The organism is Granulosicoccus antarcticus IMCC3135, from assembly GCF_002215215.1.
GTDB lineage: Bacteria > Pseudomonadota > Gammaproteobacteria > Granulosicoccales > Granulosicoccaceae > Granulosicoccus > Granulosicoccus antarcticus.
In genome coordinates, this window is sequence record NZ_CP018632.1 from 7591371 (window position 1) to 7615791 (window position 24421).

Annotated in this window: 22 protein-coding genes; 8 read left to right on the forward strand and 14 right to left on the reverse strand. The window is 54.2% G+C overall.

The features are described 5' to 3' along the window. Nucleotides 1–5 precede the first annotated feature (5 nt). Nucleotides 6–407, reverse strand: coding sequence for a YidB family protein (locus IMCC3135_RS32970; RefSeq protein WP_088921463.1), 402 nt, complete (start codon nt 405–407; stop codon nt 6–8). A 79-nt stretch (nt 408–486) separates the two neighbouring features. On the opposite strand from IMCC3135_RS32970, the gene IMCC3135_RS32975 reads away from it, so the two are divergent. From IMCC3135_RS32975 to IMCC3135_RS32985, 3 genes are all read left to right on the forward strand, one after another. Continuing rightward, on the forward strand, nt 487–1413 hold the full coding sequence (locus IMCC3135_RS32975; protein WP_088921464.1) for a DMT family transporter: 927 nt from the start codon (nt 487–489) through the stop codon (nt 1411–1413). Between the two features lie 205 nt (nt 1414–1618). Next, nucleotides 1619–2761: an SEL1-like repeat protein gene (locus IMCC3135_RS32980; protein WP_088921465.1), complete on the forward strand. Its 1143-nt coding sequence runs from the start codon at nt 1619–1621 to the stop codon at nt 2759–2761. 9 nt (nt 2762–2770) lie between these two features. After that, nucleotides 2771–3157, forward strand: a complete 387-nt coding sequence (locus tag IMCC3135_RS32985) for a globin domain-containing protein (protein ID WP_088921466.1) — start codon at nt 2771–2773, stop codon at nt 3155–3157. Between the two features lie 46 nt (nt 3158–3203). On the opposite strand, the gene IMCC3135_RS32990 is transcribed toward IMCC3135_RS32985, so the two are convergent. From IMCC3135_RS32990 to IMCC3135_RS33005, 4 genes are all read right to left on the reverse strand, one after another. Beyond that, on the reverse strand, nt 3204–4139 hold the full coding sequence (locus tag IMCC3135_RS32990) for a hypothetical protein (RefSeq protein ID WP_088921467.1): 936 nt from the start codon (nt 4137–4139) through the stop codon (nt 3204–3206). Nucleotides 4140–4150: 11 nt separating this feature from the next. Next, a complete protein-coding gene (locus IMCC3135_RS32995; protein WP_157736503.1) occupies nt 4151–4843 on the reverse strand; it encodes a DUF6345 domain-containing protein in 693 nt (230 codons plus the stop codon). A 358-nt stretch (nt 4844–5201) separates the two neighbouring features. Beyond that, on the reverse strand, nt 5202–5993 hold the full coding sequence (locus IMCC3135_RS33000) for an LVIVD repeat-containing protein (protein ID WP_088921469.1): 792 nt from the start codon (nt 5991–5993) through the stop codon (nt 5202–5204). Next, entirely contained in the window at nt 5993–6991 is a 999-nt protein-coding gene (locus IMCC3135_RS33005; RefSeq protein WP_157736504.1) for an LVIVD repeat-containing protein, read from the reverse strand. Before IMCC3135_RS33005 ends, IMCC3135_RS33000 begins: the two co-directional genes overlap by 1 nt. A gap of 55 nt (nt 6992–7046) precedes the next feature. Here IMCC3135_RS33005 and IMCC3135_RS33010 point away from each other — a divergent pair, with 55 nt between their 5' ends. Further along, a complete protein-coding gene (locus tag IMCC3135_RS33010; protein ID WP_157736505.1) occupies nt 7047–7811 on the forward strand; it encodes a hypothetical protein in 765 nt (254 codons plus the stop codon). Between the two features lie 76 nt (nt 7812–7887). Here IMCC3135_RS33010 and IMCC3135_RS33015 read toward each other — a convergent pair whose 3' ends face one another. Beyond that, a complete protein-coding gene (locus IMCC3135_RS33015; protein ID WP_088921472.1) occupies nt 7888–8181 on the reverse strand; it encodes a DUF1330 domain-containing protein in 294 nt (97 codons plus the stop codon). A 199-nt stretch (nt 8182–8380) separates the two neighbouring features. Here IMCC3135_RS33015 and IMCC3135_RS33020 point away from each other — a divergent pair, with 199 nt between their 5' ends. Both IMCC3135_RS33020 and IMCC3135_RS33025 read left to right on the forward strand, forming a co-directional pair. Next, nucleotides 8381–9961 carry an alkaline phosphatase D family protein gene (locus IMCC3135_RS33020; RefSeq protein WP_088921473.1) on the forward strand — a complete coding sequence of 527 codons (1581 nt, stop codon included), beginning with the start codon at nt 8381–8383 and terminating at the stop codon, nt 9959–9961. Between the two features lie 11 nt (nt 9962–9972). After that, the gene (locus IMCC3135_RS33025; protein WP_157736506.1) at nt 9973–10356 is read left to right on the forward strand and encodes a hypothetical protein; all 384 of its coding nucleotides are present in this window, start codon (nt 9973–9975) and stop codon (nt 10354–10356) included. A gap of 15 nt (nt 10357–10371) precedes the next feature. On the opposite strand, the gene IMCC3135_RS33030 is transcribed toward IMCC3135_RS33025, so the two are convergent. From IMCC3135_RS33030 to IMCC3135_RS33040, 3 genes are all read right to left on the reverse strand, one after another. After that, the gene (locus tag IMCC3135_RS33030) at nt 10372–12000 is read right to left on the reverse strand and encodes a family 16 glycosylhydrolase (RefSeq protein ID WP_088921475.1); all 1629 of its coding nucleotides are present in this window, start codon (nt 11998–12000) and stop codon (nt 10372–10374) included. Nucleotides 12001–12151: 151 nt separating this feature from the next. Next, nucleotides 12152–13741, reverse strand: a complete 1590-nt coding sequence (locus tag IMCC3135_RS33035) for an ABC transporter substrate-binding protein (RefSeq protein WP_088921476.1) — start codon at nt 13739–13741, stop codon at nt 12152–12154. Between the two features lie 54 nt (nt 13742–13795). Continuing rightward, a complete protein-coding gene (locus IMCC3135_RS33040; protein ID WP_157736507.1) occupies nt 13796–14386 on the reverse strand; it encodes a 2-hydroxychromene-2-carboxylate isomerase in 591 nt (196 codons plus the stop codon). A 199-nt stretch (nt 14387–14585) separates the two neighbouring features. On the opposite strand from IMCC3135_RS33040, the gene IMCC3135_RS33045 reads away from it, so the two are divergent. Then, nucleotides 14586–15938 carry an MFS transporter gene (locus IMCC3135_RS33045; protein WP_088921478.1) on the forward strand — a complete coding sequence of 451 codons (1353 nt, stop codon included), beginning with the start codon at nt 14586–14588 and terminating at the stop codon, nt 15936–15938. Here the strand turns inward: IMCC3135_RS33045 and IMCC3135_RS33050 are convergent. The 5 genes from IMCC3135_RS33050 to IMCC3135_RS33070 all read right to left on the reverse strand — a co-directional run bounded on the left by IMCC3135_RS33050 (nt 15923) and on the right by IMCC3135_RS33070 (nt 22770). Then, on the reverse strand, nt 15923–16810 hold the full coding sequence (locus IMCC3135_RS33050) for a DMT family transporter (RefSeq protein ID WP_088921479.1): 888 nt from the start codon (nt 16808–16810) through the stop codon (nt 15923–15925). The genes IMCC3135_RS33045 and IMCC3135_RS33050 overlap by 16 nt on opposite strands. 35 nt (nt 16811–16845) lie before the next feature. Further along, complete coding sequence (gene glmS, locus IMCC3135_RS33055; protein ID WP_088921480.1) at nt 16846–18678, reverse strand: glutamine--fructose-6-phosphate transaminase (isomerizing); 1833 nt, start codon at nt 18676–18678, stop codon at nt 16846–16848. Nucleotides 18679–18730: 52 nt separating this feature from the next. Further along, entirely contained in the window at nt 18731–20086 is a 1356-nt protein-coding gene (gene glmU / locus IMCC3135_RS33060; RefSeq protein ID WP_088921481.1) for a bifunctional UDP-N-acetylglucosamine diphosphorylase/glucosamine-1-phosphate N-acetyltransferase GlmU, read from the reverse strand. Nucleotides 20087–20248: 162 nt separating this feature from the next. Then, nucleotides 20249–20692, reverse strand: a complete 444-nt coding sequence (locus IMCC3135_RS33065) for a response regulator (RefSeq protein WP_088921482.1) — start codon at nt 20690–20692, stop codon at nt 20249–20251. Further along, on the reverse strand, nt 20689–22770 hold the full coding sequence (locus tag IMCC3135_RS33070; RefSeq protein ID WP_088921483.1) for a sensor histidine kinase: 2082 nt from the start codon (nt 22768–22770) through the stop codon (nt 20689–20691). The genes IMCC3135_RS33065 and IMCC3135_RS33070 overlap by 4 nt, the downstream gene beginning before the upstream one ends. Nucleotides 22771–22852: 82 nt before the next feature. Here IMCC3135_RS33070 and IMCC3135_RS33075 point away from each other — a divergent pair, with 82 nt between their 5' ends. Then, nucleotides 22853–24322, forward strand: a complete 1470-nt coding sequence (locus tag IMCC3135_RS33075; RefSeq protein ID WP_205737828.1) for an extracellular solute-binding protein — start codon at nt 22853–22855, stop codon at nt 24320–24322. The last annotated feature ends 99 nt before the right edge of the window (nt 24323–24421 follow it).

Here is a 24421-nt window from a genome sequence, read left to right on the forward strand (position 1 = left end):
CTGGACTACTTGCCCAAAAAGCCTTTGAGCATATCCAGTGGGTCGTTGCCGCCAGTTACTGATTCCAGCAGATTGCCACCTGAGCTGAACTTGTCCATCAGTGAAGGTACAGCTTGTGACAGTGTTTCTGCTGCGGCACCGGCATCAACGCCGAGCTTGGAAGCCAACTCACCGATCTTGTCAGCACCCAGTGCATTGGTGATCTGATCAGCGGATATGGGTGCATTTTCACCATCGCCCAACCATGAAGTCAGCTGATCGCCCAGACCGCCTTCTTTGAGTTTGTCTGTAATACCAGCCAGATCAAGTCCGTTGCCATCAGTCAGACCGGACAGTGCATCCATGATGCCGCCCATGTCGCCCATCTTGTCACCCAAGAGCTCCTGACCCATTTTCAAAAAATCCATTCCAGTCTCCTTATTTTATGTTGGAAGTTATTTCAGCAAAGTATGCACAGCCTACGTCGCACGGCATTACACTACTCAAATGCCTACTACAGCCCGCACAGGATACACAAAGACTGATAGAGCCGGAGCGATAGCCGTTGCTGCAGGCGCTGCCATCTGGGGACTATTCTGGCTCCCATTGCGTTATTTGAGCGATCTCGGTGTCAGTGGACTCTGGGCCGTCTCACTGGTCATGAGTACGGCTGCAGTGCCTTCCCTGCTGCTTATGTGGCAACAAAAAGAGAGCCGCGACCTGCTGCGCAAAGACACTTGGTTAACAAGTGTGGCATTGGCCGCTGCCACCGTTCTGTACTTCACAGGCATCCTGTATTCCGACGTTATTCGGGTAATTTTCCTGTTCTATCTTCTGCCGTTATGGACCACGCTATCGGCGCGCCTGATCTATGGCGAACCCATTACCCGGGCCAAGCTTCTGGTTATTGCCACCGCATTGTGCGGGCTCTGGTTATTGCTCGGTGGTGGCACAGCCTTACCACTGCCCAAAAACGTCGGCGACTGGTGCGGTATCGCTGCCGGACTCTGCTGGGGTGTCAGCCTGTCATTACTGCGTGGGCGAGCTGAGACGCGCCCCTTTGCGGTCACATCATCGACACTAATATGTGCCCTGATATTGTCTGCCACTCTGGCCAGCCTTCTCTATCTGATCAATGCAGATTCAGTCGAGCCAGCGGCACAAGTCATCACAATCGATTGGCAGGGCACTCTGGGGCTGGCGGGTATCTTTGGTGCCCTGATTCTGTTTCCGGCCATGCTGGGTCAGATCTGGGGGGCAAGGCGTATTCCGGCACCCACAGCAGCACTGCTGACCATGACTGAAATCCTTGTAGCCACGGTGTCAGCCGGATTGATTATCGGCACCGATCTACCACCCATCGCCTGGCTGGGTGGCGCCATCATTGTATTGGCGGTCTGTATCGATTTGCTGGCTCACCACAAGCAGAGCTGAATAGATACCACTTGTATTCAGCAGAATACGAGGTTATTTGAAGTTCACCGTTTATGATTAATTCAGCTCCAGAACGACTCTTGTCTTCATCTCGCCAAACTAAACATTACGGGACAGACAAGCCGATGTTGTTTAGCCTCAGGTACCGGCATCATTAAACGCATTCAACCATAATCATCCTTCTACAATCAGTTCTGATTATGTTATGAAACTCGCCCCCAACTTCTGCATGATCCTTGCCTTGCTCCTTGGAAGTGCCGGTATCTCCTGGGGTGCTGATTTTGAGGCTGGCTCAACTGCCTATAATAATGGTGATTACGCAACCGCACTCATTGAATGGGAACCGCTTGCTGAACGAGGCGATGCCGTTGCCCAGAATAATCTTGGCGTAATGTACGAGCTTGGCGAAGGTATTTCACAGAATATCAAAACAGCCATGATGTGGTACAGACTGGCAGCCGAACAAGGCCATGTTGATGCCCAGTACAATCTGGGCATCGTGTACTTCAAGGATGAACAAGGCACAACACAGGACAATAAGTCAGCCGTAAAGTGGTTCACCCTGGCAGCCGAACAAGGGCATGCCGATGCTCAGAACTATCTGGGTGTGATGTACGAACGTGCACCAGGTATCCCGCATGACGAAAAAACAGCCGTGAAGTGGCTCACCCTGGCGGCCGAGCAAGGCGTTGTCGGTGCTCAGTACAATCTGGGGCTGATGTACTTCAAGGGCGATCAAGGCATTGCGCAGAACGACAAAACGGCCATTAAGTGGTTCACACTGGCAGCCGAGCAAGGAGACACAGATGCACAGAACTATCTAGGCGTGATGTATAAGCGTGGTCAAGGCATCCCGCAGGATTCTGAAACGGCGGTGAAGTGGTTCACCCTGGCAGCCGAAGATGGGAATGCTGATGCTCAGTACAATCTGGGCGCGATGTACGAACGTGGATCAGGTATCTCGCAGAGCAATAAAACAGCCGTGGAGTGGTTCACCCTGGCAGCCAAACAAAAACAGGCCACTGCTCAGTACTATCTGGGCATGATGTATGAGCGTGGACTAGGCATCCCGCAAAACGAAAAAACTGCCGTGGAATGGTACAAACTGGCGGCAAAACAAGGGGAAGTCGGAGCCCAGTTCAATTTGGGTGTCATGTACTTATCAGGTCAGGGGATACAAAAAGATCCTGTCCATGCACATATGTGGGCAAATATTGCAGTCAACAACGGAGATGATGACGGCATTGCCTTACGAGATGAGGCTGAAGATATTTTGTCTCCATCCCAGATAGAAAAAGCCCAGGAACTTGCCCGTGAATGTATCAGCAAGCAATACCAAGACTGTTGAGTAATCAGGATGACGTCATCACCTACGCTCTACCAGCGACTCGGCGAAGAGCCTGGCCTTCAGGCCATCGCCGAAAGTCTATACGGATGGATGGAGCGACTGCCCGAAGCTGCACATATTCACGCTCTGCACCAGATGCAAATCGATGAAACCCGCACGCGTCTGGTGGCTTTTCTTAGCCGATTCTTTGACGGGCCAGACCGGTATCGAGCGCATTACGGCGAGCCCAGGATGCGACAACGTCACATGAAAATCCCGATTGGCCCCGCCGAGCGGGATGCCTGGATGCTGTGCATGCACAAATCCCTGCAAGAGAATATTGCCGACGACGAGCTGCGCACCGCAGTCGAGGCAAAACTCGCCGCCTTTGCCGAACACATGCGAAACCGCGACTAGCTTTGATCGCCTGCGCGATCACGATTTCGTAACTAGTCAGAACAATCTACATACCCAACCCGAAGTGCTCGGAAACCATCCCCGCCCGGGCATAGGCTTTGGGCGTGGCGACAGGCACAACGCGCCCTATGAAATAGTGTTCTTCGGTCTTGGCAAGATCGACCCGTGCTTCAAATTCCAGAGCGGGAAACAGCAGACTCTGGTGCACGGCGGCAGGCATGGACATCAGCCCAAAGCGCAGACGTTGAATGGTGATCTTTGCACCCTTCTCAGAAGCGATATTCAGATCAGGGTCTTCCAGAAGACCTGCAACCAGTGCCGCCTCTGTTCCACCAATCTGGACCTTGCTCTGTTTACCAGGTGTCCGCCAGATATTGACAGCCCCGGTTGGTTGCAAGGGGCCGCGCATGGGGATCATGTCGATCAGTGTCTTGCCACCTGCCCCAAGGATTGGCAGGCCTTCCAGTGCGTAGCCCATGGACACGGTGGCTTCGCCCGCGCCGCTTCGCAACTGACGGCCTTTTTCATCGGCCTGAGCGACCTGCATCAGATGCAACTGCGGTTTTTGCGCATGTTTCATGTCAAAGCCTGCCATGTCGATTAATTCATTGGCAAGCTCCAGCGCTTGATCAGCCACCTTACTGCCCAACGTCAAGACAGGCTGTCCATCAGCATCACGGCTTTCCTCCAAACCATCCCAGTCCAGGAACTCATCATCGGCCTTGAGTTCGTGCAGGATATTGGTGGACCAGACGGCACCGGATGCTGCGAAGTATTCAGCCTCGCCGCGCTCAGATATCAGGGCCCGGCCAAACTGAGTTTCCACATCTCGCATTTCTCCCAGATCAAGGCGTTTAGTCAGAGCGTCAATGCCCTTAGCTCTTTCTTCAAAACGCGGGGCTGTGCATTGGACAACCATACCGCTTTCAGGCATGTCAGGTATTTCACTTTCAAATTCAATGTCATCAAATATCAGTGTCATGTCAATACTCCTTAGCAGGTGCCGCGTGTCCAGTGGAAGGTTCGGCTCCGATCAGGGTCAGTCGGCTCGCCGCTAGTGAACTTCTCGTTATAGGTATTTGCGGTGACACCAGAATCAGAAGTACCGGAGGCCCGCAAATAGGCCCATTCCACGTTGGATCCCTCCACCATGCGATTGGCTTTTTTCCACGCTGTGCGGATTGGGTAGTGCGTGAAAAAACCTGACATCAATGCGTGGGCTACTCCCCCGTACCATGCGAACCAGAACCCGCGTTGATCACGCCCACCGCCAGAGTAGGAATTGGTGTGAAACCCACACATATAATGCAAGCCTTCGAATGCCGGTATCCAGTCCCAGACACGATTATTGCTGTCATGTTTGAGAACCTGACAGGCATGACTGGCCCAGACTTCCAGATCGCCTGCCCCAAAGGCCACACTGTCGGAGGTACTGACAGATCCATCCCACACTGAAAATCGGCCCGGAGAACCGTGTGAAGACATCATCAGACAATCAACATTGTCGGTTTTTTCGTCGTAATTGGTTGTAACAACAAAGTCCTTTTCCTTGACGTTGCTGTCACCGTGATCTTCGGTCCAGTCGAAACCCGGAATCAGATCAAAGGTGGATGCAAAGCTTTGCGCTTCGATTCGGCGGCCAACAAGACCATCCTTTATCCACCACGAGCCCATTCGTCTTGCCATGGTATTTTCTCCTCAAAAAGGGCGCGATGAAATACGATTCGCGCGGTCAACGGCGTGTCAGGAATGGCGTGATCTCTGACTAGTTCACGTTCGAACGGTGTAATACCGACCAAGAACGTTGAGCTGAAAAATGCCGATGTTTGATTATTCAAATCACGTAATAGCTTTTATCTATCTGGCTCGTATTTTTATCTCTCAGTGAGATCAGCCATGACTTATCACAGCCCTAGAGTAAGGCTCTGCGCATCAGAAACACAACTTGACTTATGGCTAGCATCATTCGGGAATAGCCGCATGGTTACGATGCCCCAAGTTTCGAAACCTGGGACCAGTAACTCACATGCCTGTGTCTTTACTCTCAATCCAGAACGTACACCACCGGTTTGGTATCAATAGAACTGAGTAAAACCGGTACACCACTCACGGTGCTGTATTGCTTCAGGCCCAGATCGTCGATGACGTACAGACGCTGATCCTGGGCGATGACATCCAGGCAATCCACACCTTGCAGTACATTGGCGATTTCAGGTTTCGCAGGATTACTCAGATCAAAGGTTTTCAAACCAGCCACGCCATCACACACATACAACTCTGACCCCTCGACAGATAGACCCGCAGGCGCTTGCATGGAAACGGTTTCGACAAGTTGAGGCTGCGTGACATCGCTGATATCCACCACATTCATCTGATTATCAATATCGCCACCGGTCTGCAAACTGGTATCGCGCTTCAAGGTGACATAGGCATAACCATCCTTGGCCACGACAGGATCCACGGTGCGGGCATGGGTAAAATCACCGACGTACTGTGGCGATGCCGGATCGGTATTGTCCAGAATATGCAGTCCGCTGGCAGCACCCACCAATAGGTAGTTTTCATACGGAAACAATGTCTGGATATCCCACTGCACTTGCACCTGCGTATAGGGTGCGGGTGCTTCGGGTGCTGTGATATCGAAGAGCTGTACGCTACTGCCCGAGATGGCATACAGATAATCGCCACTGATGGTCATGCGAGCTGTTGACCCGCCGATGCCGGTAACCGCACCATCAAAGCTGCCACTTGAGCTATCCGAGTTACAGCCCGCCAGACTCAGCACACTGGCGGACAACACGGTCAGGACTAACGGCGAAAGTTTATCAATACGCATCAGTTGTCCCTCAGACGGTAGCCAACGATCACACCACGCTGCCTGTCAACTGTTTGAAACCGGAAGCTGATGTTATAAGGAATGCTCTGGAATTCATCATAAGGAAAGATGTCCTCTTGACGACTGATCAGCTGCACATTGGCCGGATCATTCAAATCGAGCGTTATCAGATCCACAAAGCTGTCGGCATACAGATAGTTATCCCGAATGGCCAGCTCGGTATTACCGGGAATGTTGATGAAACCCACATTGAGCGGTGCTTCAGGATTACCGTTATCGATGACATGAATGCCCTTGTTGCGCTCATTCAGAAAGATATAGTCGCCATACAGATAAACCCGACCCAACTGATCCGGTGCCCGCGCTGACTCCAACCGCACAGCCTCACGCAGTTCTGCATAACTCATGTAGATGGGGGTCGCAGGCTTCTTGTATTCTTCACATTCACCGTTTACATCGAAGGCTGCACACTCGCCATAGCTGTCACGCAGGGGCGAGGTCCCTGCCGCTAGCAAACCAGACAAGCTGACCAGTCCGGCCAATGCCCATCGAGAGGTGCGTTGTCGGGCATAGACGAACAGCCCCAGACGCCATGCCAGCAGTTCTGCCATCAATGCACCCAGCACGATGGCCATGACATCGGCAGTGTCCGGCGTACCGAGAGCGCCTTCAAATAGAAACAGACAGCCGACAACAGTCAATCTGAGCCACAGACGCGTACTGAGGGTGGCAGGCAGTAGTGCATGTAACAGCAACACCGTGGCAAAGGCATGGGTCAGCGATGGCACACTTTGCCCCAGCAAACCGTGCGCTATCAGCGGCGTATCGTGCGGCATCCAGACAGAGAGCCACTCCAGCATGGGCGGCAATGCATGCTGTCGATATAAACCGTAGTACAGTACCCCTGCCAGCAGTACGGCAATGGACAAAGCCACGGCGCTGATGCGCCTGAGACAAGCTGGGTCAGCAGAATAGTTTAGTCGTGTGAGATCTTTCAATAGTGCTCTCCATGGCAGAACGATCCGGTATTGGCAAACAACTAGAGGACGGCACATGCTACACCGCACAAGGACTTGGCGTCATGGCAGGATTACCCTGACAGGTGTTTCTCTGTTAATGGGCCTGCTGAGCGCACCCGCCTTACAGGCAGAAATGATCGGACTTGTGGATGCACAGGCCTTTGATGCCGCCCAGTTCCGCAGGGTCACGCTAGAAACCTCGGTGCGGGCCAATACGGACGGGACCAGAACCGGTTTTCGAGTCACCCCGCCACGCATTGCAGGCAAGGTAACGCTGTTCGTCGAGGGCATTGTCGTCAACGGAGAGCAAGACAATCTGGCCATCAATGGCGAGCCGGACTATTCCGGCCTCGGCCTGGGAGGCGGGGCGTATTACACCGGCGTGCCGGACTGGCACTCGATGACGGTGACACTGCAGCTGGCCCTGCATACCGAGGAGACAGAGGTTGATAACAATCTGTCGGTCTCAGGCCGCGAGGCAACCGTTGAAACCCGACTCCAGAGCCAGTCCCTGAGTGTGCTGCTCAGCCCTCGAACAGCCTTGCAGGACAATGGACTGAACGGTTATCTGGAACTGGGCTTGAACCGCACTCGCACCGAACAGAAGCTGATGATCGATTCCACCAGGGATCCGCTACTGTCCGACAATGACACCCGTGTCAGACCCTTTGTAGAGGCGGGCCTGGTCTTGCCAGCGAAAATCTTTCGATTCTTTGCCGTACTCGGCTATGAGGAACAACTCTCATTGTCACTGGGTGCCCGCTTGCAAATAGGCCGGACACCCAGTACGCCGCAATAGCTAAACGCCAGGAGCCTGCGCAGTAGAAATTCTCGCGGCCAATAAATTTCTGTCGCGCAGACTCCTGGCCACTACCTTAGCCGTCAAATCCTTCAACGATCATGAAATCAGATTCGGCAAAGGCATTACGCAGCTTTTTCGCCGCCTGATACTCAGGGCTGTTGTAGGCGGCCATCGCGGTGTCAAAATCCTTGAACTCAACGATGACATTACGAGCCCGGTTCAGTCCTTCCAGCTGTTCACAGCGCCCACCACGCACTACAAAACGGGCACCGAACTTCTCATAGACGGGAGCACCCGCCGCAAGATATTCCGGATACTGTTCTTCGTTGGTGACGGTAACGCGTGCAACCCAATAAGCCTTTGGCATGGTGTGAGCCCTGATCGATGAATGAATGAAAGTGAAAAGTAATGGTGGAAATACGCACAGGCAAGTCTAGTCGCGCAATAAAACCCATGTGAGTTAACACTAAAACCGTACCTGTCACGAAACCATAACTCACACGAAGGATTCCTGTCACATTCGATCGACATGATGCAAGTCTGGTCATCACTCGGTCTATTCACTCATGCGTACGCCCTATGAGCGCGCACTTGCAAGTCTTTCCCGCCGTGAGTTTCTGAATGTTGCCTGGAAGCTGGGCACAGCGGCGGCACTACTGCCACTGAGCAGCCAACGCCTCTGGGCTAGCCCGGTTTTCGACAGCTACCCATTCACACTCGGTGTCGCCTCAGGTGACCCGCTGCCCGATGGCATCGTCTTGTGGACCCGTCTGGCACCCAAGCCTCTGGAAGGCGGTGGCCTACCGAACCTTGCCATCGATGTGCAGTGGGAGATCGGTTTTGACGAACAGATGCATACGCTGGCACAAACCGGTACAGCGACCGCCTACGCCGAACTGGGCCATGCCGTGCATGTCGACATCGCAGGACTTGAGTCAGCCCGGGATTACTGGTACCGCTTTGTGGTCGGCGGCATACAAAGCCCTATCGGCAAGACACGCACAGCCCCAGAGCGCTATGCCCCGGTCGATCAGATAAAGATAGGGGTCTGTGGCTGCAATCACTATGAACAGGGCTACTTTACGGCCTACCGCCACATGGCCAATGAGAACTTCGATGTCATCTTCCACACCGGCGACTATATCTACGAGTACGCCCCCTACGATGGCCTGAGCTCACGGGTTCGCAAACATCTGGGTGAAGAGACGTTCTCGCTGAACAACTACCGGAACCGCTACGCCCAATACAAGCTGGATCCGGATCTGCAGGCCGTGCATGCATCGGCACCCTTTGTTGCCACCTGGGATGATCACGAGATAGACAACGACTGGGCTGCTGAATTCAGCGAAACCAACACCCCACCGGAAATCTTCAAACTGCGCCGTGCGGCAGCCTTTCAGGCTTATTACGAAGCCATGCCACTGAGACGGACCGCCTTCCCCAGCGCCGGACATCTGCAACTGTATCGGCAGTTGCATTTCGGTGATCTGATGTCGGTCAATGTGCTGGATACACGCCAGTATCGCTCCCGACAGGCCTGCCGTGAACACTCTGCCAGCTCTTGCCTTGAATATTCGGATGCCGATCGTTCGATGCTGGGAGGCACGCAGGAGCAGTGGCTCAAATCGAATCTGTCAGACAGCGTCGCCCACTGGAATGTGCTGGCACAGCAGGTTCCCATGTTTGGTCGCGAAGCCACGCCGGGCAATACCAATAACCCGCATGTGATGGATAAATGGTCCGGCTACCCCGCGGCTCGCGAACGCCTGGTGAACGACATAAGCGCTGCCAATCTGAAAAACGTGGTGGTGCTATCGGGAGATATCCACAGTCATTGGGCCGCCGATGTACCCGCCGACATGTCCCATCCTGATGGTCCATCGGTCGCGGTGGAACTGACAACCACCTCTATCAGCTCCGGCGGCGATGGCAGCGAGATTGCCGGCTACTGGCCCGACATCCAGCCCTCGCATCCGCATGTCCATCATCACAGTAATCGTCGCGGCTATCTGAGCTGCCAGATCAGCCCTGATCGCTGGCAAAGCGACTTCATGGTCATGGATACCGTCACCAGCCCTGATGGCCAAGCCAGTCCTGGCGCCCGAATGGTTGTCGAACGCAACAACCCCACCGTTATTGATACCTGATGAAAACTTCAATGAAAAAGCTGTGCAGCCGAGTCATCGACTCACTGGGCATCGCGGTATTCGCCTGTGTGGCGCTCACTCTTGCTCTGCCCGGCATCATGCCCGCCCAGGTTCGTGCCATGGTGGCCGTACCCTCAGACTCTGCCATGGCCAGCATCGATTACGCCAACTGCTTGTGGCATACCGCCCGTAACCAGGGTTTCTACAGCTTGCAACACGCCGTAGCAACCGGCACCGGCACAGAGGCCAACCGGCAGCTGTGGATACAACTGGTCGACTCCATCGAGCCTTCTGTCTGTGGCTCTCAGGATATCGACATCTCCGATCTGATACGGGCACTGGAAGACACCACCGGCGCAGCCGACCAATACTTCATGGCCATGCGCCAGTACTGAGCTCAAGCCTTCTCGCTATTGCTGAAAGACCCGAATATAATCAATCTGAAAGCGCGCCGGAAAGACGGTCGTGCTGTCGGCGGGCCCCGGATAATTGCCGCCGACAGCCAGATTCGCGATCAGGTACATCTGCTCGTCAGAGACCTGCTCACCCTCAACTCGTCCTGTCTCCACATCATCCACATACCAGACGATAAGGTTGGGCTCCCAGTCCACCCGATAGGTATGAAACGAGCTTGAAAAGTCGCTTATCTGTGCCTTCATTTCAACGGACACCCGATCGGTATTGAAGCCGTCACCATCCGGATCACTCTGATAATGGTAAGCATGATTGGCAGTTGTCAGCCGATCACCAATGGCTTCGATGATGTCGATTTCCGGATCTTCAGGCTGGTCCTGTTTGTAGTAGGCATTGAGCAACCAGAAGGCACTCCATAATCCCTTGCCTGCCGGCATGCGAGCACGTGCTTCCACCCGGCCATACTTGAAGCGAAACGAGTTGTAGCTGGTGATGATGCCCGACAGATACGGTTGTCGATTGAGCGCAAAGCTGTTGTCAGCCGTATTCAGCACTCGTGTTGTCTGATCGATGGTCGTGCCATCGGCATCCAGCGCAACTACCTTGAACTTGCGATCAACACCGGGCACCAGGTCGTCGATGAACAGTGAACGACCATCGGTGTTACTGACGAATACACCATTGTCAAAGATGTCATAACGACGTGCACCACGTACCGCATTCCAGCCAATATCGGCGGTAGACTCAGAATAGATGCTGCTGCGAATCACCAATCGATCATCCAGACTAGCCGCAGGACTGGTCCCATCACCGGTATTGAGGGTTGTGTTCTGCTCGATGATTTTCTCATCACAGTTGTCGAACGCCACTACCCGGTATTCATAATCTTGCCCTTCCACCAGGCCTGACTCGTAGAGACTTTTGTAGTCAGCACCTGTCAGAGAACGATAAAGTGTGCCGTTGCGATAGATCTCATAACGGGCGGCACGATTCGGTGACTGCCACTGCAGCTCTGCAACACGTGGTGCGTAGATTTTTGATGTCAGTCCAAGGCTGAATGCCTGCGGCGCGCTTCCGGGCAGGGGCCGGTCAGCAGTATTAACGGTTAATTGTGCAGTAACCAGTGCATTGCCATTGCCGTCTTTTGCTACCACCTCATAGGCATAGTCGATGCCGTCGCGAAGATTGCGCTCCAGCCAGGAGCCACCACGGGCCGTGCCTTGCAACTCACCATCGCGGTAGATTTCATAACTCGCCGCGTTTTCAGGTGAGCGCCACAACAGTTCCACGGTGTTCGCAGAATAGATCGAGCGGGTCAGATATAGAAGTGTGCGATCAAAGGGGGCCTTGATAGCCTCGATGGAGAGCACGCCATCGGAGACCTTGAATGGCTCATAGCCAAACTGCCCGTCATTGACGTAATACTGGTTCTCATTGTTGATGATGACGCCCGGGCCCCACAGAAACTCTGTGTCCCAGCGTCCACGATCCAACCCACCGCCATCGAAATTCTCTTCGAACACCAGACGATAAGGCGCATCCGTATCAGGGGCCTGGCAGGTGTCAGCGGCGACATGAAAGGAGCTTAGTGCCGTAACAGCCAGGAGAAGATGTGCTTTTGACATAAGAGCGCTTGGTGCAATTTCGAATTACATCCAGTCTATAACGCGCTTCGCATTCAGTTCTAGGGTAGCAATACCGGACGGTCCCGCTCAAACTGTGAGCGGGACCGTGTCCGCGTCTAATTCCGCGATCGGATCCGGGCCTGGCTTTGGACTAGTTGATATTGACCCAACGCAACAGGAAGAAATCATCACTACGCTGTGTCAGTGTGATGTTGTCCTTTGAAGCCCAGATCAGCGGCTGTACATATAGAGGAATATAGGCGGTCTCGTCCTGCATGATCTGGTTGATCTCATCCACCATGCCCTGACGCTTTTCCTCATCCAGCTCTACCTGAACCAGCGGCAACAACTCATCGATACGAGCGCTGGAATAACCACCGAAGTTCCAGCTTCCCAGCTTCTTCTCTTCGTTAGGCGTGGAGGCCAGGAAGCGAATAGGATGCTCGGCATCGAATGTACCCGGTGACCAGCCCAGCAGATACATGTCGAATTTATGCTCACGCAACTCAGGCCAGTAGTTACGTACCGGCATACTGGTCAGCTTTGCATTCAGACCGACCTTGGCCATCATGGAAGCGGCAGCCTTGCAGATAGACTCATCATTGATATAACGATCATTGGTACATTGCAACCCGAAGCTGAAACCGTCCGGATAACCCGCTTCTGCCAGCAGTGCCTTGGCCGCAGCCGGATCATAGGGCAGTCGCTCGCTCAAACTCTCCGAGTAGCCACTCATTTCTGCAGATACCAGCTGTGAAGCGGCCTGTGCATTTCCACGCATGATCTTGGCAATCAGCGTTTCCACATTGATGGACTGATAAGCCGCCTTGCGAACACGCGGATCCTGGAACGGGTTCTTGCCTTCCACATCATCGGAAAATGTCAAAGCATCGCCGTCATGCTTGAAGCCGAACATGATGATGCGCGCCTCGATGCCTTCATGCACCGTAAAGCCCTTGCGCTCCTTCATACGTGGAACGTCCTGCAAAGGAATGGGGGAGATGAAATCAATCTCACCCGACAACAGCGCCGCCATGCCCGTGGCGCTCTGACCGATCGGTGTGAAGACCGCCTCGGTAATATTGGACTCCAGCTTATCCCACCAGTTGGCGAACGGCTCAAGCTCGGTGCGTACACCCGGATCACGGTTGGTCACCACGAATGCCCCGGTACCGTTCTCGTTACGAGTGGCAAAATTCTCTGCCTCCTTGGACGGACGCTCAGCGCCTTTCTCCTCTGCCCAGCCACGATCCATGATCATAAAATTGGCAATAGAGCCTGGAAACAGCGGATTGGGCTCATGGGTCAGAAAATCGATGGTGAAGTCATCCACCACCCGCACTTCGCTGACCGGTGCAAACCACGAGCGTGCATCCGACTCTTCTGATGAGGCTCGTTCATAAGAGAACAAGACATCGTCAGCCGTGAACTCGGCACCATCATGAAATGTGACGCCTTCACGCAATTTGAAGCGCCAGCCGCCCTCATCCAGCTTCTCCCAGCTGGTGGCCAGAGCCGGCTCCACCTGCATCAGCTTGTCACGTCGCACCAGTCCTTCGTAGACGTTATTCAAAAAGCCCAGCACCGGAGCTGTATTGCTGGCATGCGGATCCAGTGTTTGCGGATCCGTGGTACCGGCCCAATGGAAGGTTTCGGCCTGTGCCGCCATAGGCAGCATTAACGCCAGAGCTGCGCTCAAGGCCAGCGATCGCCTGATCGATGGCAAGAATTCTTCTAACATCAAGTATCTCCTCATGGGTGCTGTTTTGTTTTTCAGGGGGGCGGGCAATCCGGTCTACTTCAGAATGGCGCGTTCAAGAAAATCGAGACGATCCTGACCCCAGAACAGTTCACCATCCAGACTGTAGGTGGGCGATCCAAACACATCCTTCGCGTGTGCATCGGCTGTGACATCGGTCAGCTTTTGTCGCATGGCATCGTTGTCAGCGGCAGCCAGCAGAGCAGCTCCATCAATACCGCACTCATTGGCAATGGCAATCAGCGTGTCTGTATCAGCGATATTCTTCTCATCACGCCATACGGCCACCAGGAAGGCATCGCTCAGCGTTGCTGCTTGCTCAGGCGTTGCGGCATAAACCATGCAGGCCGCCAGAGTCTGATCGGCAGGGAAAAAAGCGGGGGTCAGGTTAATTGGCACATTCAGATGCTCGGACCAGCGCTTCAGCTCATCCATGCGCAGACGTTGACGGGAAGGATGCCGCTTGGCTGGTGGTACGCCGCCCATATTGGCAAACGTCGAACCGACATCGATAGGCAGGTAATTGACCGTGACACCCGTGCGCTGCTTGAGACTATTAAAAGAGTTCAGCGCCAGGTAACTCCAGGGAGATATCAGGAAATGATAGTAATCGACAGTCTTGCTCAAGGTTAATTCCTCAAATGTGTGTGTGAAACAACAATGTCGGCTCTGCTTTCCTGCGCAAAAGCCACCACAGACGTTATCGGCAGTATAACCATTGCGGTGTCGCAATCACGACACCCTAGACCACAATCGGGGCTCTGAGGCTGTGTCGCACGCGATCAGTACCCGTACAATGCACGACTAATCTGGCGCTCGACAACTCATGTTCCTCGTACTCAAACAAACCTGGGCTCTTATGCTCGGTGTCCTGCTATTGATGCTCGGCAACGGCCTGCAAGGCACGCTGCTCGGCGTCCGTGGTTCCTTGGAACATATCGATTCCGGCACGATGGGTTTCATCATGGCCGGTTATTTTGTCGGCTTTCTGGGTGGCTCGAAATTAACCCCTATCATGCTGCAACGCGTTGGCCATGTACGGGTATTTGCCGCATTGGGCTCTCTGGTATCGGCAGCTTTCATTCTCTATGCAGCCGTGGTCGATCCGATTGCCTGGTGGCTACTGCGCGTACTCGTGGGTTTCTGCTTCTCCGGCATTTACGTGGTGGCAGAAAGCTGGCTTAACCACTCCGCCTCCAACAGCTCTCGTGGTCAGGCGCTCTCGCTCTACCTGATCGTGCAGATGGCCGGCATGGTGCTGGGTCAGCTGCTGCTCAATGTTGCAGACCCCGGCGGTTACAACCTGTTCGTTCTCATTACGGTGCTGGTCTCGATCTCCTTCGCCCCCATGCTGCTCTCATCCTCCTCCAGCGCACCACTGCAAACAGCAGCCCGGCCCATGCCGCTCAAGGAACTGATCAGAACCTCACCTCTGGCCTGCGTCGGCATACTGCTGCTTGGCGGTGTCTACTCGGTGCTCTACGCCATGTCGCCGGTCTACGCCACCGAGCGTGGTCTGAGCATTGCGCAGACCTCCTATTTCATCACCGCCATTTTTCTGGGCGCCATGGTCTTCCAGTTCCCAATCGGCTGGCTCTCGGACCGGATCGATCGACGTATCCTGATCATTGGTGTCACAGCCGTTGGCGCAGCCTCATCCCTGTTCGGTTTGTACGTAGGTGAAAACTTCATCATCCTGCTGGTCATCGCCGTGCTGCTCGGTGGTGCCGCCAATCCCACCTATTCACTCTTGGTGGCCTATGCCAATGACTACCTGGAACAGGATCAGATGGCAGCCGCGGCAGGTGGACTGCTGTTCATCAACGGCTTTGGTGCCATGACAGGGCCCATCCTGGTGGGTTATGCGATGACCAATCTGGGCATCGAATGGTATTTCATCACCTTGTTCCTGCTCTTGAGCTGTATCAGCCTCTACGGCATCTACCGAATCAGTCAGCGTGCTCACCTGATTACCGACGAGTCTGCGCCTTACCTGCCACTGTCTGCACGAAGCAGTGGCCTGGCAACCTCCTTTGCTCTGGAGGCCGCTGAAGAATCGCACCTGGAAGAGCTGGAAGATTCTGAAGAGGTGTTCGAATCCCGCCTGTATGACAACGAGGTGCTGGAGCGAATGGACGAGGGCACTGACAATACCGGGACCGATCAGCCCAAGACTTGAGGTATCCGCTGCCTGGGACGAACCAACTCCCGATACAGGGTGAAGAGTCCCATGGCTATAACGATGGATGAGCCCAGGATGGTGTAGGCATCGGGCACTTCCCCGTAGAACAGGTAGCCCAGGAAAATACTCCACAGCAGATTGGTATAGCGGTACGGAACCACGTAGGCAATGTCACCGGTGCGCATGGACAGCACAATGAACTGATAGCCTACGAATAGAAATACCGACGCCAGCGCCAGCACCTGTAAGTGCCTGGCGTTCAGCGGCACCCAGTCGCCGCTTATCCAGACACTAGCCAGTCCGAACACGGTGATCAGCAAGGCGGTTGCAGCAGTTACCAATAATGAGGGTAATGAGGCTGGCAAGGCACGTGTCGACAGATCACGCGAGGCTGCGAAAACAACCGAGACCACCACCCACAAAGAGGCCGGGGCAAAGCCGCCAGTGCCGGGGCGAATGATGATCAGCACGCCTATGAAGCCGATCACGATAGCTGACCAGCGACGCCAGCCAACCACCTCACGAAAGACCAGCGCCGCCCCCAGCGTGACAGCCAGCGGCAGGGCTTGCAATATGGCGGACACACTGGCGAACGGCAATTGCACCAGTGCCATCAGAAAGCAGTAGGCGGCGGCCAGCTCCATGGAGGCACGAAACCCCACCATGGGAATCAGCGCCTCTTTCCAGCGTGACAGCAAACCTCGCTGCCACAGCACCAGAACAATCAGGATACTGACCATCAGCCCTCGAACCCCCAGTATCTGAGAGATCGACAAGTCATCGCCGAGTGACTTTACCAGCGCATCATTGATGGCAAAGCCTGCCATGGAAGACACCATGTACAGGCTGGCCCTTAGATTGGGAGACATCCGGACACATCATAAAAAGGAGAGAACTGACCTTTTTACTCTACTGTGACGGACTTTGCGAGGTTTCTGGGTTGATCCACATCGGTGCCTTTGATCAGCGCCACGTGATACGAGAGCAATTGCAGAGGAATGGTGTAGATAATCGGTGCAATCAGCGGATCACAATGCGGCACTTCCAGCACGGTCATGGTCTTGTCACTAGCAAAGTGTGCATCCTTGTCGGCGAAGACATACATCAAACCGCCGCGCGCCCGAACCTCTTCCACATTCGACTTCAGCTTCTCGACCAGCTCGTTGTTGGGTGCAACCACGATGACCGGCATGTCCGCATCAATCAATGCCAGAGGGCCGTGCTTCAATTCACCTGCAGCGTAGGCCTCAGCGTGAATATAGGAGATTTCCTTGAGCTTCAAAGCTCCTTCCATGGCAATCGGGTACTGATCCCCTCGACCCAGAAACAGGCTGTGATGCTTGTCAGCAAAATCTTCCGCCAGGCGCGAAATCGCCTCATCCATGCCCAGCACCTGATCGATCTTGGCTGGCAGACTCTGCAGAGCCGAAACGATCTGTTGTTCCTTCTCCGCGCTCATGCCCTTGTGGTGACCCACCGCCGCTGCCAGCATGAGTAGCGCCGACAGTTGTACGGTGAATGCCTTGGTAGAAGCAACACCAATCTCTGCCCCGGCTTTCATCAGATAGGTCATATCCGATTCACGCGTCAGCGATGAGCCCGCCACGTTGCAAATAGTCAGACTGGTCATATAGCCCTGACGCTGGGCCAGACGCAAAGCTGCCAGCGTATCTGCCGTCTCGCCGGACTGAGAGATAGTAACCAGCAAACTGTTCGGCCGGACATGCGAGTTGCGATACCGGTACTCGGATGCAATCTCGACATTGCAAGATACGCCTGCAAAATCCTCAAACCAGTAACGAGCTGTCATACCCGCGTGATAACTGGTACCACAAGCAATAATCTGTACATGCTCGACATCCTTGAGCAAGGTGGCCGCATTTTCGCCAAAGGCGGCATCCAGCACCTTGCCACCAGCCAATCGATCTTCCAGCGTGCGCTGAATGGCAACGGGCTGCTCGTAAATCTCCTTTTGCATGTAATGACGATACTGACCTTTATCACCGGCATCATTGGTCAGCGTCGATTCCTCAACCGGACGCTCAACCGCATTGCCCTCGACATCCACAATCTCAACGCTGTCGCGAGTGATCTTGGCGACATCACCCTCTTCCAGAAAGGCAAAGCGACGCGTGACAGGCAACAAGGCGAGCTGATCGGAGGCGATGAAATGCTCACCCACACCGTAGCCGATAACCAGAGGACTTCCGGAGCGCGCCACAATCAGTTGTTCAGGTTGTGTGCGATCCATGACAACAGTGCCGTAGGCACCTTCCAGCTGAGGTACAGCCTTCTGCACAGCGGCGAACAGACTGTCAGCTGATTTCAGCTCATGATCCACCAGATGCGCAATAACTTCTGTATCGGTATCGGAGGTGAAGGTATAACCCAGCGCCTTGAGCTTGACTCGCAGCGCTGCGTGATTTTCGATAATGCCGTTGTGAACAACGGCAATTCTGTCATTGGATACATGCGGATGTGCATTGGTCTCGTTGGGCTCCCCGTGAGTCGCCCAACGCGTGTGCGCAATGCCGGTGCCGCCGGGCATACCGAATTCTTCTACGGCATCCACCAGCTGCTTGACCTTGCCCACTCGGCGCAAACGATTAAGCGTGTCACCCTCGCTTATCGTTGCGATGCCCGCCGAGTCGTAGCCTCTGTACTCAAGGCTTTGCAGGCCCATCAATAGAATATTCGAGATGTCCCGCTGAGCAACTGCCCCTACGATTCCGCACATATTGTCGTCCTGATATTTATCTGATTACCGGCGCAAAGGCCGGTTTGATTTGCTATTTCTTGGCTGGCCGAGACCAGTTGTCGATGTCTGTTTGCTGAGGCCGTGTCAACGACAGGCGATTAGCCGGCACGTTGCGCGTAATTGTGGAGCCGGCACCGATAGTGACACCTTCACTGATAGCAACAGGTGCTACCAATGCACTGTTAGAGCCAATGAATGCGTTATCGCCAATAACTGTCTGGTGCTTGTTAGCGCCATCGTAGTTACAGGTAATGGTGCCAGCGCCAACATTGACACTCTTGCCCAGTATTGCGTCTCCCACATAACTCAAGTGATTGATTTTGCTGCCTTCACCCACCTGAGTATTCTTGGTTTCCACAAAGTTTCCGATACGGACTCCGCTGTCGGTTTTAGTCCCCGGACGCAAGCGCGCAAAGGGGCCAATCACCGCGTGGCTTCCCACATCAGCATTTTCCAGGACGCAGTTTGCCCGTATTTCAGTGCCATCGGCAATCTTACTGCCCGAAATCAGGCAGTTTTGACCAATTTTCACATTATTGCCGATCACGCAGTCACCTTCGAACACGCAATTGACGTCAATCAGGATGTCGGTTCCAGTGCTCACCGTGCCGCGAATATCGATACGCGAGGGATCCGCCAGCGTCACACCACTGTCCATCAGCTGCTCGGCCAGATGCCGTTGATGAATGCGCTCAAGCCTTGCCAGCTGGCTGCGACTGTTGACACCATCGGTCTCCCAGCCATCCTGTGGATGCACGGTCTTGATACTCAGACCATCCTTGACGGCCAGCTCATGAATGTCCGTCAGGTAGTACTCCCCCTGGGCATTCTCATTGGAGATACGGCTGAGCAGATCACGCAGACTGCCACCCTTGATGGCCACAACGCCCGCATTGACTTCAGAAATACTCAGTTGATCAGCCGTGGCATCCTTTTGCTCGACAACCCCAACCACCGCGCCGCCTTCGCGCAGAATGCGGCCGTAGCCGGTAGGGTCTTCCATCATCAGTGTCAGTAAGCCGATGTTGTTGTCATCACAGACATCCAGCAGTGCCTGATAGGTGGATGCGCGAGTCAGCGGCACATCACCATAGGTAATCAGCACGGTATCGTTGTCGCCGATACCCTCCAGACCTTCACGCACGGCATGACCCGTACCCAGCTGCTCGCTCTGCAAAGCCCATTGCACCGGCTGCTTGATGGTCTCTTTCACCTGATCGGCACCATGGCCAATCACCACCGTGATGCTGGCAGGATTCAATTCCAGGCCAGTATCGATCACATGACCCAGCAAGGGTTTACCGGCCAGGCAATGTAATACTTTGGGCATCGCGGATTTCATACGAGTGCCCTTGCCCGCAGCAAGCACGATCAAACGAGTGGTCATCTGTCATTCCTGAAATTTAGAAAGTTCGACATTATCCCACGTCATATCGGGTGTCGGCTTATCAGTGTTGAGACAACACAGATGACCTATGCAGACAGAATCACTAAAATCAGACGACCCTCACAGAACGATGGCACTTCAACCCCTTTTCGGACTCAGCAATCAACTTGGCAATACGACCAGCCTCGAATAGCCGTCAAGCATGGATAGCGCTTTGCTGATGGTTTCGCTCAAATTGTCCTTCACGATATAGCCGGCAATATTCTTCTCATAGGCCGCGGTAATATCCTTGGGCGCATCGGATGTGGTCAGTACGAAAACAACCAGCTTTTTCAGTAGAGGGTCGGCACGTAGTTTCTCGAGCAGTTCCAGCCCACCCATTTTCGGCATGCTCAAATCCAGCAACAAGACATAACGCGGCAGCGGTGCATCCGGATCAAGCGCCCCATTCAGGATTTCCAATGCCTCGATACCGTTGTTGGCACTACTCATTGGATTCGCGATGCCAAGCTTTTTCATGGCACGCTTGATGGCCATGATGCATATTTCATCATCGTCGACCACCAGGAAATGCACGGGCTTGTATGGGTCTGCAACACTAATCATGAAGCTTCTCTCCAGGAGACATCTTTGTCTTCGTCGCTTGTTTTATCGGCAGGCAGTCCATTTAATGGTGGATTTGCCAGTTCGGAATTCGCGAACGGTATCCGCGGGCCATCTTCGAGCTGAGCAGCCTGCTTGCCAGCACCGCCCGGTTTACGCTGCAAAATACTCTGCACTGGCCAATCAAATGCAAAGGTTGCACCACGGGCCGCATCCGGATCTGACTCCACCTGCACCTTTCCACCGTAACGGGTTACCAACTTGAGTATCAAAGCCAGACCAAGCCCGCTACCTTCCACTTCATCCTTTGACTTCAAGGTGTTGAACAACTCGAAGATCTGCGCTTGAAAACAAGGCTCGATACCCGCACCGTCATCCTGCACCGACAGATTCATACGCTCGCCGGACAACTGCACCCGAACTTCAATCTTGCCATGGTCTTTATCGTGATGTTTTATCGCATTGGTTAGTAAATTGAGTACAACCTGTCTTAGCGGTGTTGCGTATGTAGTCACGCCAGGCATGTCGCCAACCATCTGAATCGAGAAACAGCCTTCGGGATCAATCAACTCAGCCAGCTCGCTCACCATGGCGGACAGGTCCAGCATCTCAAGGCTCTCTTTGACCTGTCCGGCGCGCGAGTAATCCAGCAAATCACTCTGCAGAGCCGACAATCGCTGAGCACGCTGCAAGATCTTATGCAGATTCTCCAGACAATCCTCCGGCAGATCTTCACCATCTTCGATGGTCCACTGAGCCAGGCTTTCAATGACCCGCAACGGCGAGCGAAGATCATGCGCGGCGGCATAGACAAATTGCTCCATCTCGGCACTGGTCTCACGCAACCTGCAAGCATTGTCCTTGAACACTTCCAGTGAACTGGCCATCTTGCCAATCTCATCATTTCCCTCGATAGCAACCACTCGCTGCGTATCGCCACCAGCGATGTCCAGAACGGCTGACGTCAGTTTTGTCATTCGACGTCCAATCTGGCGCTCCACCACCTGATAACTGACCCACACAATGATCACGGTTATCAACAGACTGGCAATCAGCAATAGCGTCAATGTCTGACTCAGGGCATCACTGAAGGCCCGCGACGAAGCATCGATATCAGAGTTTGCCGCGATTACCAGCTTGTCAACATTCAATGAAACACTTTTGACGACAGCACTTTGATTGGCCAGCAAAGTATCCAGAGACGACTCGACACTCTGAAGCTCGTCGAGCTGGGCGATAAGCCCCTCCTTTCCCTGTATAAGATCGTGCAACTGGCGCAACACCAGCGCCAGTTGGCGACGGAACGGGTCGTTCTCTAGAGAGGCTAGAATCTGTGCCACGTTACGCAGCCTGAACTGCAGATCCGCAGCCCCCTCTGCCGACACGCTGGAACCGACCTGAAATGACATCTGTTCAGCCAGATCGATCACAGCCATGACTCGAAACGACAGTTCCGACAGGCTTTTCTGTGCAACCACCTGCGCCTTGATCGAATCTCGGACTGTTACTGACAGGGGCTCTGGATTATCGAGTGCTTCGCTCAACACGAAGGCCGCCTCGATCACTCGGGGTTCAATACGATATTCGAACTGGGTGCGTAGATCGACCAGCATCTGCCGTTGCTCACGCAACCTCGTGTGCCCTCCAATCAGCTTGGCCCGCAATGGCACACTGTCCGTCAGTAATTGATCAAGAACACTCAGGCCGGCACCAATAGTGCTCAATGGCGAGTTGGGCTCCGGCGTCGAGGCCGTCACGCCTTGATTGACTCGACTCCGCAGACTTTGAAGCAACAGCTGAATACGGTTATCAAGCCTGGTCAGTACCGCTACAGATTCAGTTTGACGAAGCCGCTCCTTGAGCTCCAGCACGCTCGCCAGCTCGCTCTGCAGCTCATGAGCAGTCACCAGCGATGGCACAGCCCGCTGGATGGCATTTTCCTGCGAGTTCACCAGATAACTGAGCTGGTAGCCACCTAACGCACCGGCCAGGGCCAGTGCCAGCAGAATGCACAGGAAGACCAGACGCAATCGAAACACGATCTGGCCTGACATGGACATCAGTTGGCTTAACTTTAGCATTCCAAGACTATCGGCCGAATTGCATAAAAGTTGCAGCTCACACTGGTTACTACCAACTTGTTATCGTCGGAGTTATCTCCTGTTGAACACTCTCACCCCATTCGATCGCCGTCGGCGCCAATTATTACAAGGCGGAACGGGCGGCCTGCTTAGCTGGTGCCTGCCGCAATCGGTACTGGCTGACAGCGCCGATGAGTTACACACCCTGGTTGCCAAGCAGGCACGCAAGCTGGCAGGCGAGCAACAGGTCAAGTTGCGGATGCTGATACCGGCCGGCAGCGGTGAGAACCTCATTCCGGTCATTGCAGCCTTTCGAAAAGCCAGCGGGATTGAAGTGGAGATCATTGAGTCGCCGGTAGACGACATCAATACACAGCTCACTCTGGACAGCATGAGTGGCGATGGCACTTACGATCTGGCCCTGCCAGCCACCTTCGGACTGCCGGATCTGGCCTCATCAGGCGCCATCCTGCCGCTTGATGACTTTGCCGCGCGCTACGAGCCAGCTGACTTTCGCAAGGATGTATTGTTCAGCACCGGCGACAGCTTTGATGGTGAACTATATGGCTTTCAGGCCGATGGCGACGCCTACCTGATGTTCTACCACAAGGGCTTGCTGAACGACCCGGACGAGCAGAAGCGTTACGAGGACCAGTTTGGCGAAGCACTCGCCATTCCCGACACTTGGGAGACACTGGACCAGCAAATGGCCTGGTTTCATCGACCCGACAAGGGTCTGTATGGCGGTGTGTTATTCCGAAATCCGGGCTATCTGGCCTGGGAATGGTGGGTTCGATTCCATGCCAAGGGTTACTGGCCGCTATCAGCGACACTTGAGCCACAGATCGATTGCGATGCCGGCGTCGAAGCGCTGGAAGCGATGATCCGGGCAACCAGTCATCAGGTGCCCGAATCCCGCTCGCTCGGACTGGTCGACAACTGGAAACGATTCAGTCGTGGCGATGTGTATTGCAACATCGGCTGGGGCGGTTCGCAGAAGTATTTCAACAGTAGCAAGTCTGCCATGCAAGGTCGACTGGAGTACGGCCCGACGCCCGGAGGCCTGGTTGACGATGAACTGCTGCTAACCCCTTATTTCAACTGGGGCTGGAATTATGTGGTGACCGCCAACAGCCAGCAGGCAGAACTGGCCTACCTGTTTGCGCTGTACGCCTCCTCACCGCATATGTCGACGCTGGCGGTACGCCAGGTTGGCGGCTTCTTCGATCCCATTCGACCGACGCACTACGATGATGAGGAGATTCAGAAAGCATATTCGAAGCCTTTTCTCGACGTACACAGACAAAGTCTGGAATCGGCCATACCGGACTTGTATTTGGCGAATCAGGGGCAGTATTACCAGACCCTGGGCAACTGGCTGGATCGTGCCATGGCCGGACAGGTAGAGCCTGCAGAAGCGCTGGCTAATGTTTCACAGCATTGGCAGCTTATTAACCGGCAATCAGACATGGAACTGCAGCGTGAACGCTGGCTGGAATTGCGTGAAAAGTACCCGGAGAACGTACGACGACGTTTACGTGACCTGAGTTAGCCCGCCACCGCGCTTGATCATGTAGCGCGCTCATTCGTCCAGGCCTTGTAAATACTGGTCGTTTTCTACCAGATTGGAAGAATAAGCTTTCCAATCTGG

Excerpts from the sequence above, each read along its gene's own strand:
- IMCC3135_RS32970 (WP_088921463.1), bottom strand. The coding sequence starts at position 407 with ATGGATTTTTTGAAAATGGGTCAGGAGCTCTTGGGTGACAAGATGGGC.
- IMCC3135_RS32975 (WP_088921464.1), top strand. The coding sequence starts at position 487 with ATGCCTACTACAGCCCGCACAGGATACACAAAGACTGATAGAGCCGGA.
- IMCC3135_RS32980 (WP_088921465.1), top strand. The coding sequence starts at position 1,619 with ATGAAACTCGCCCCCAACTTCTGCATGATCCTTGCCTTGCTCCTTGGA.
- IMCC3135_RS32985 (WP_088921466.1), top strand. The coding sequence starts at position 2,771 with ATGACGTCATCACCTACGCTCTACCAGCGACTCGGCGAAGAGCCTGGC.
- IMCC3135_RS32990 (WP_088921467.1), bottom strand. The coding sequence starts at position 4,139 with ATGACACTGATATTTGATGACATTGAATTTGAAAGTGAAATACCTGAC.
- IMCC3135_RS32995 (WP_157736503.1), bottom strand. The coding sequence starts at position 4,843 with ATGGCAAGACGAATGGGCTCGTGGTGGATAAAGGATGGTCTTGTTGGC.
- IMCC3135_RS33000 (WP_088921469.1), bottom strand. The coding sequence starts at position 5,993 with ATGCGTATTGATAAACTTTCGCCGTTAGTCCTGACCGTGTTGTCCGCC.
- IMCC3135_RS33010 (WP_157736505.1), top strand. The coding sequence starts at position 7,047 with ATGCTACACCGCACAAGGACTTGGCGTCATGGCAGGATTACCCTGACA.
- IMCC3135_RS33015 (WP_088921472.1), bottom strand. The coding sequence starts at position 8,181 with ATGCCAAAGGCTTATTGGGTTGCACGCGTTACCGTCACCAACGAAGAA.
- IMCC3135_RS33020 (WP_088921473.1), top strand. The coding sequence starts at position 8,381 with ATGCGTACGCCCTATGAGCGCGCACTTGCAAGTCTTTCCCGCCGTGAG.
- IMCC3135_RS33025 (WP_157736506.1), top strand. The coding sequence starts at position 9,973 with ATGAAAAAGCTGTGCAGCCGAGTCATCGACTCACTGGGCATCGCGGTA.
- IMCC3135_RS33030 (WP_088921475.1), bottom strand. The coding sequence starts at position 12,000 with ATGTCAAAAGCACATCTTCTCCTGGCTGTTACGGCACTAAGCTCCTTT.
- IMCC3135_RS33035 (WP_088921476.1), bottom strand. The coding sequence starts at position 13,741 with ATGTTAGAAGAATTCTTGCCATCGATCAGGCGATCGCTGGCCTTGAGC.
- IMCC3135_RS33045 (WP_088921478.1), top strand. The coding sequence starts at position 14,586 with ATGTTCCTCGTACTCAAACAAACCTGGGCTCTTATGCTCGGTGTCCTG.
- IMCC3135_RS33050 (WP_088921479.1), bottom strand. The coding sequence starts at position 16,810 with ATGTCTCCCAATCTAAGGGCCAGCCTGTACATGGTGTCTTCCATGGCA.
- glmS (WP_088921480.1), bottom strand. The coding sequence starts at position 18,678 with ATGTGCGGAATCGTAGGGGCAGTTGCTCAGCGGGACATCTCGAATATT.
- glmU (WP_088921481.1), bottom strand. The coding sequence starts at position 20,086 with ATGACCACTCGTTTGATCGTGCTTGCTGCGGGCAAGGGCACTCGTATG.
- IMCC3135_RS33065 (WP_088921482.1), bottom strand. The coding sequence starts at position 20,692 with ATGATTAGTGTTGCAGACCCATACAAGCCCGTGCATTTCCTGGTGGTC.
- IMCC3135_RS33070 (WP_088921483.1), bottom strand. The coding sequence starts at position 22,770 with ATGCTAAAGTTAAGCCAACTGATGTCCATGTCAGGCCAGATCGTGTTT.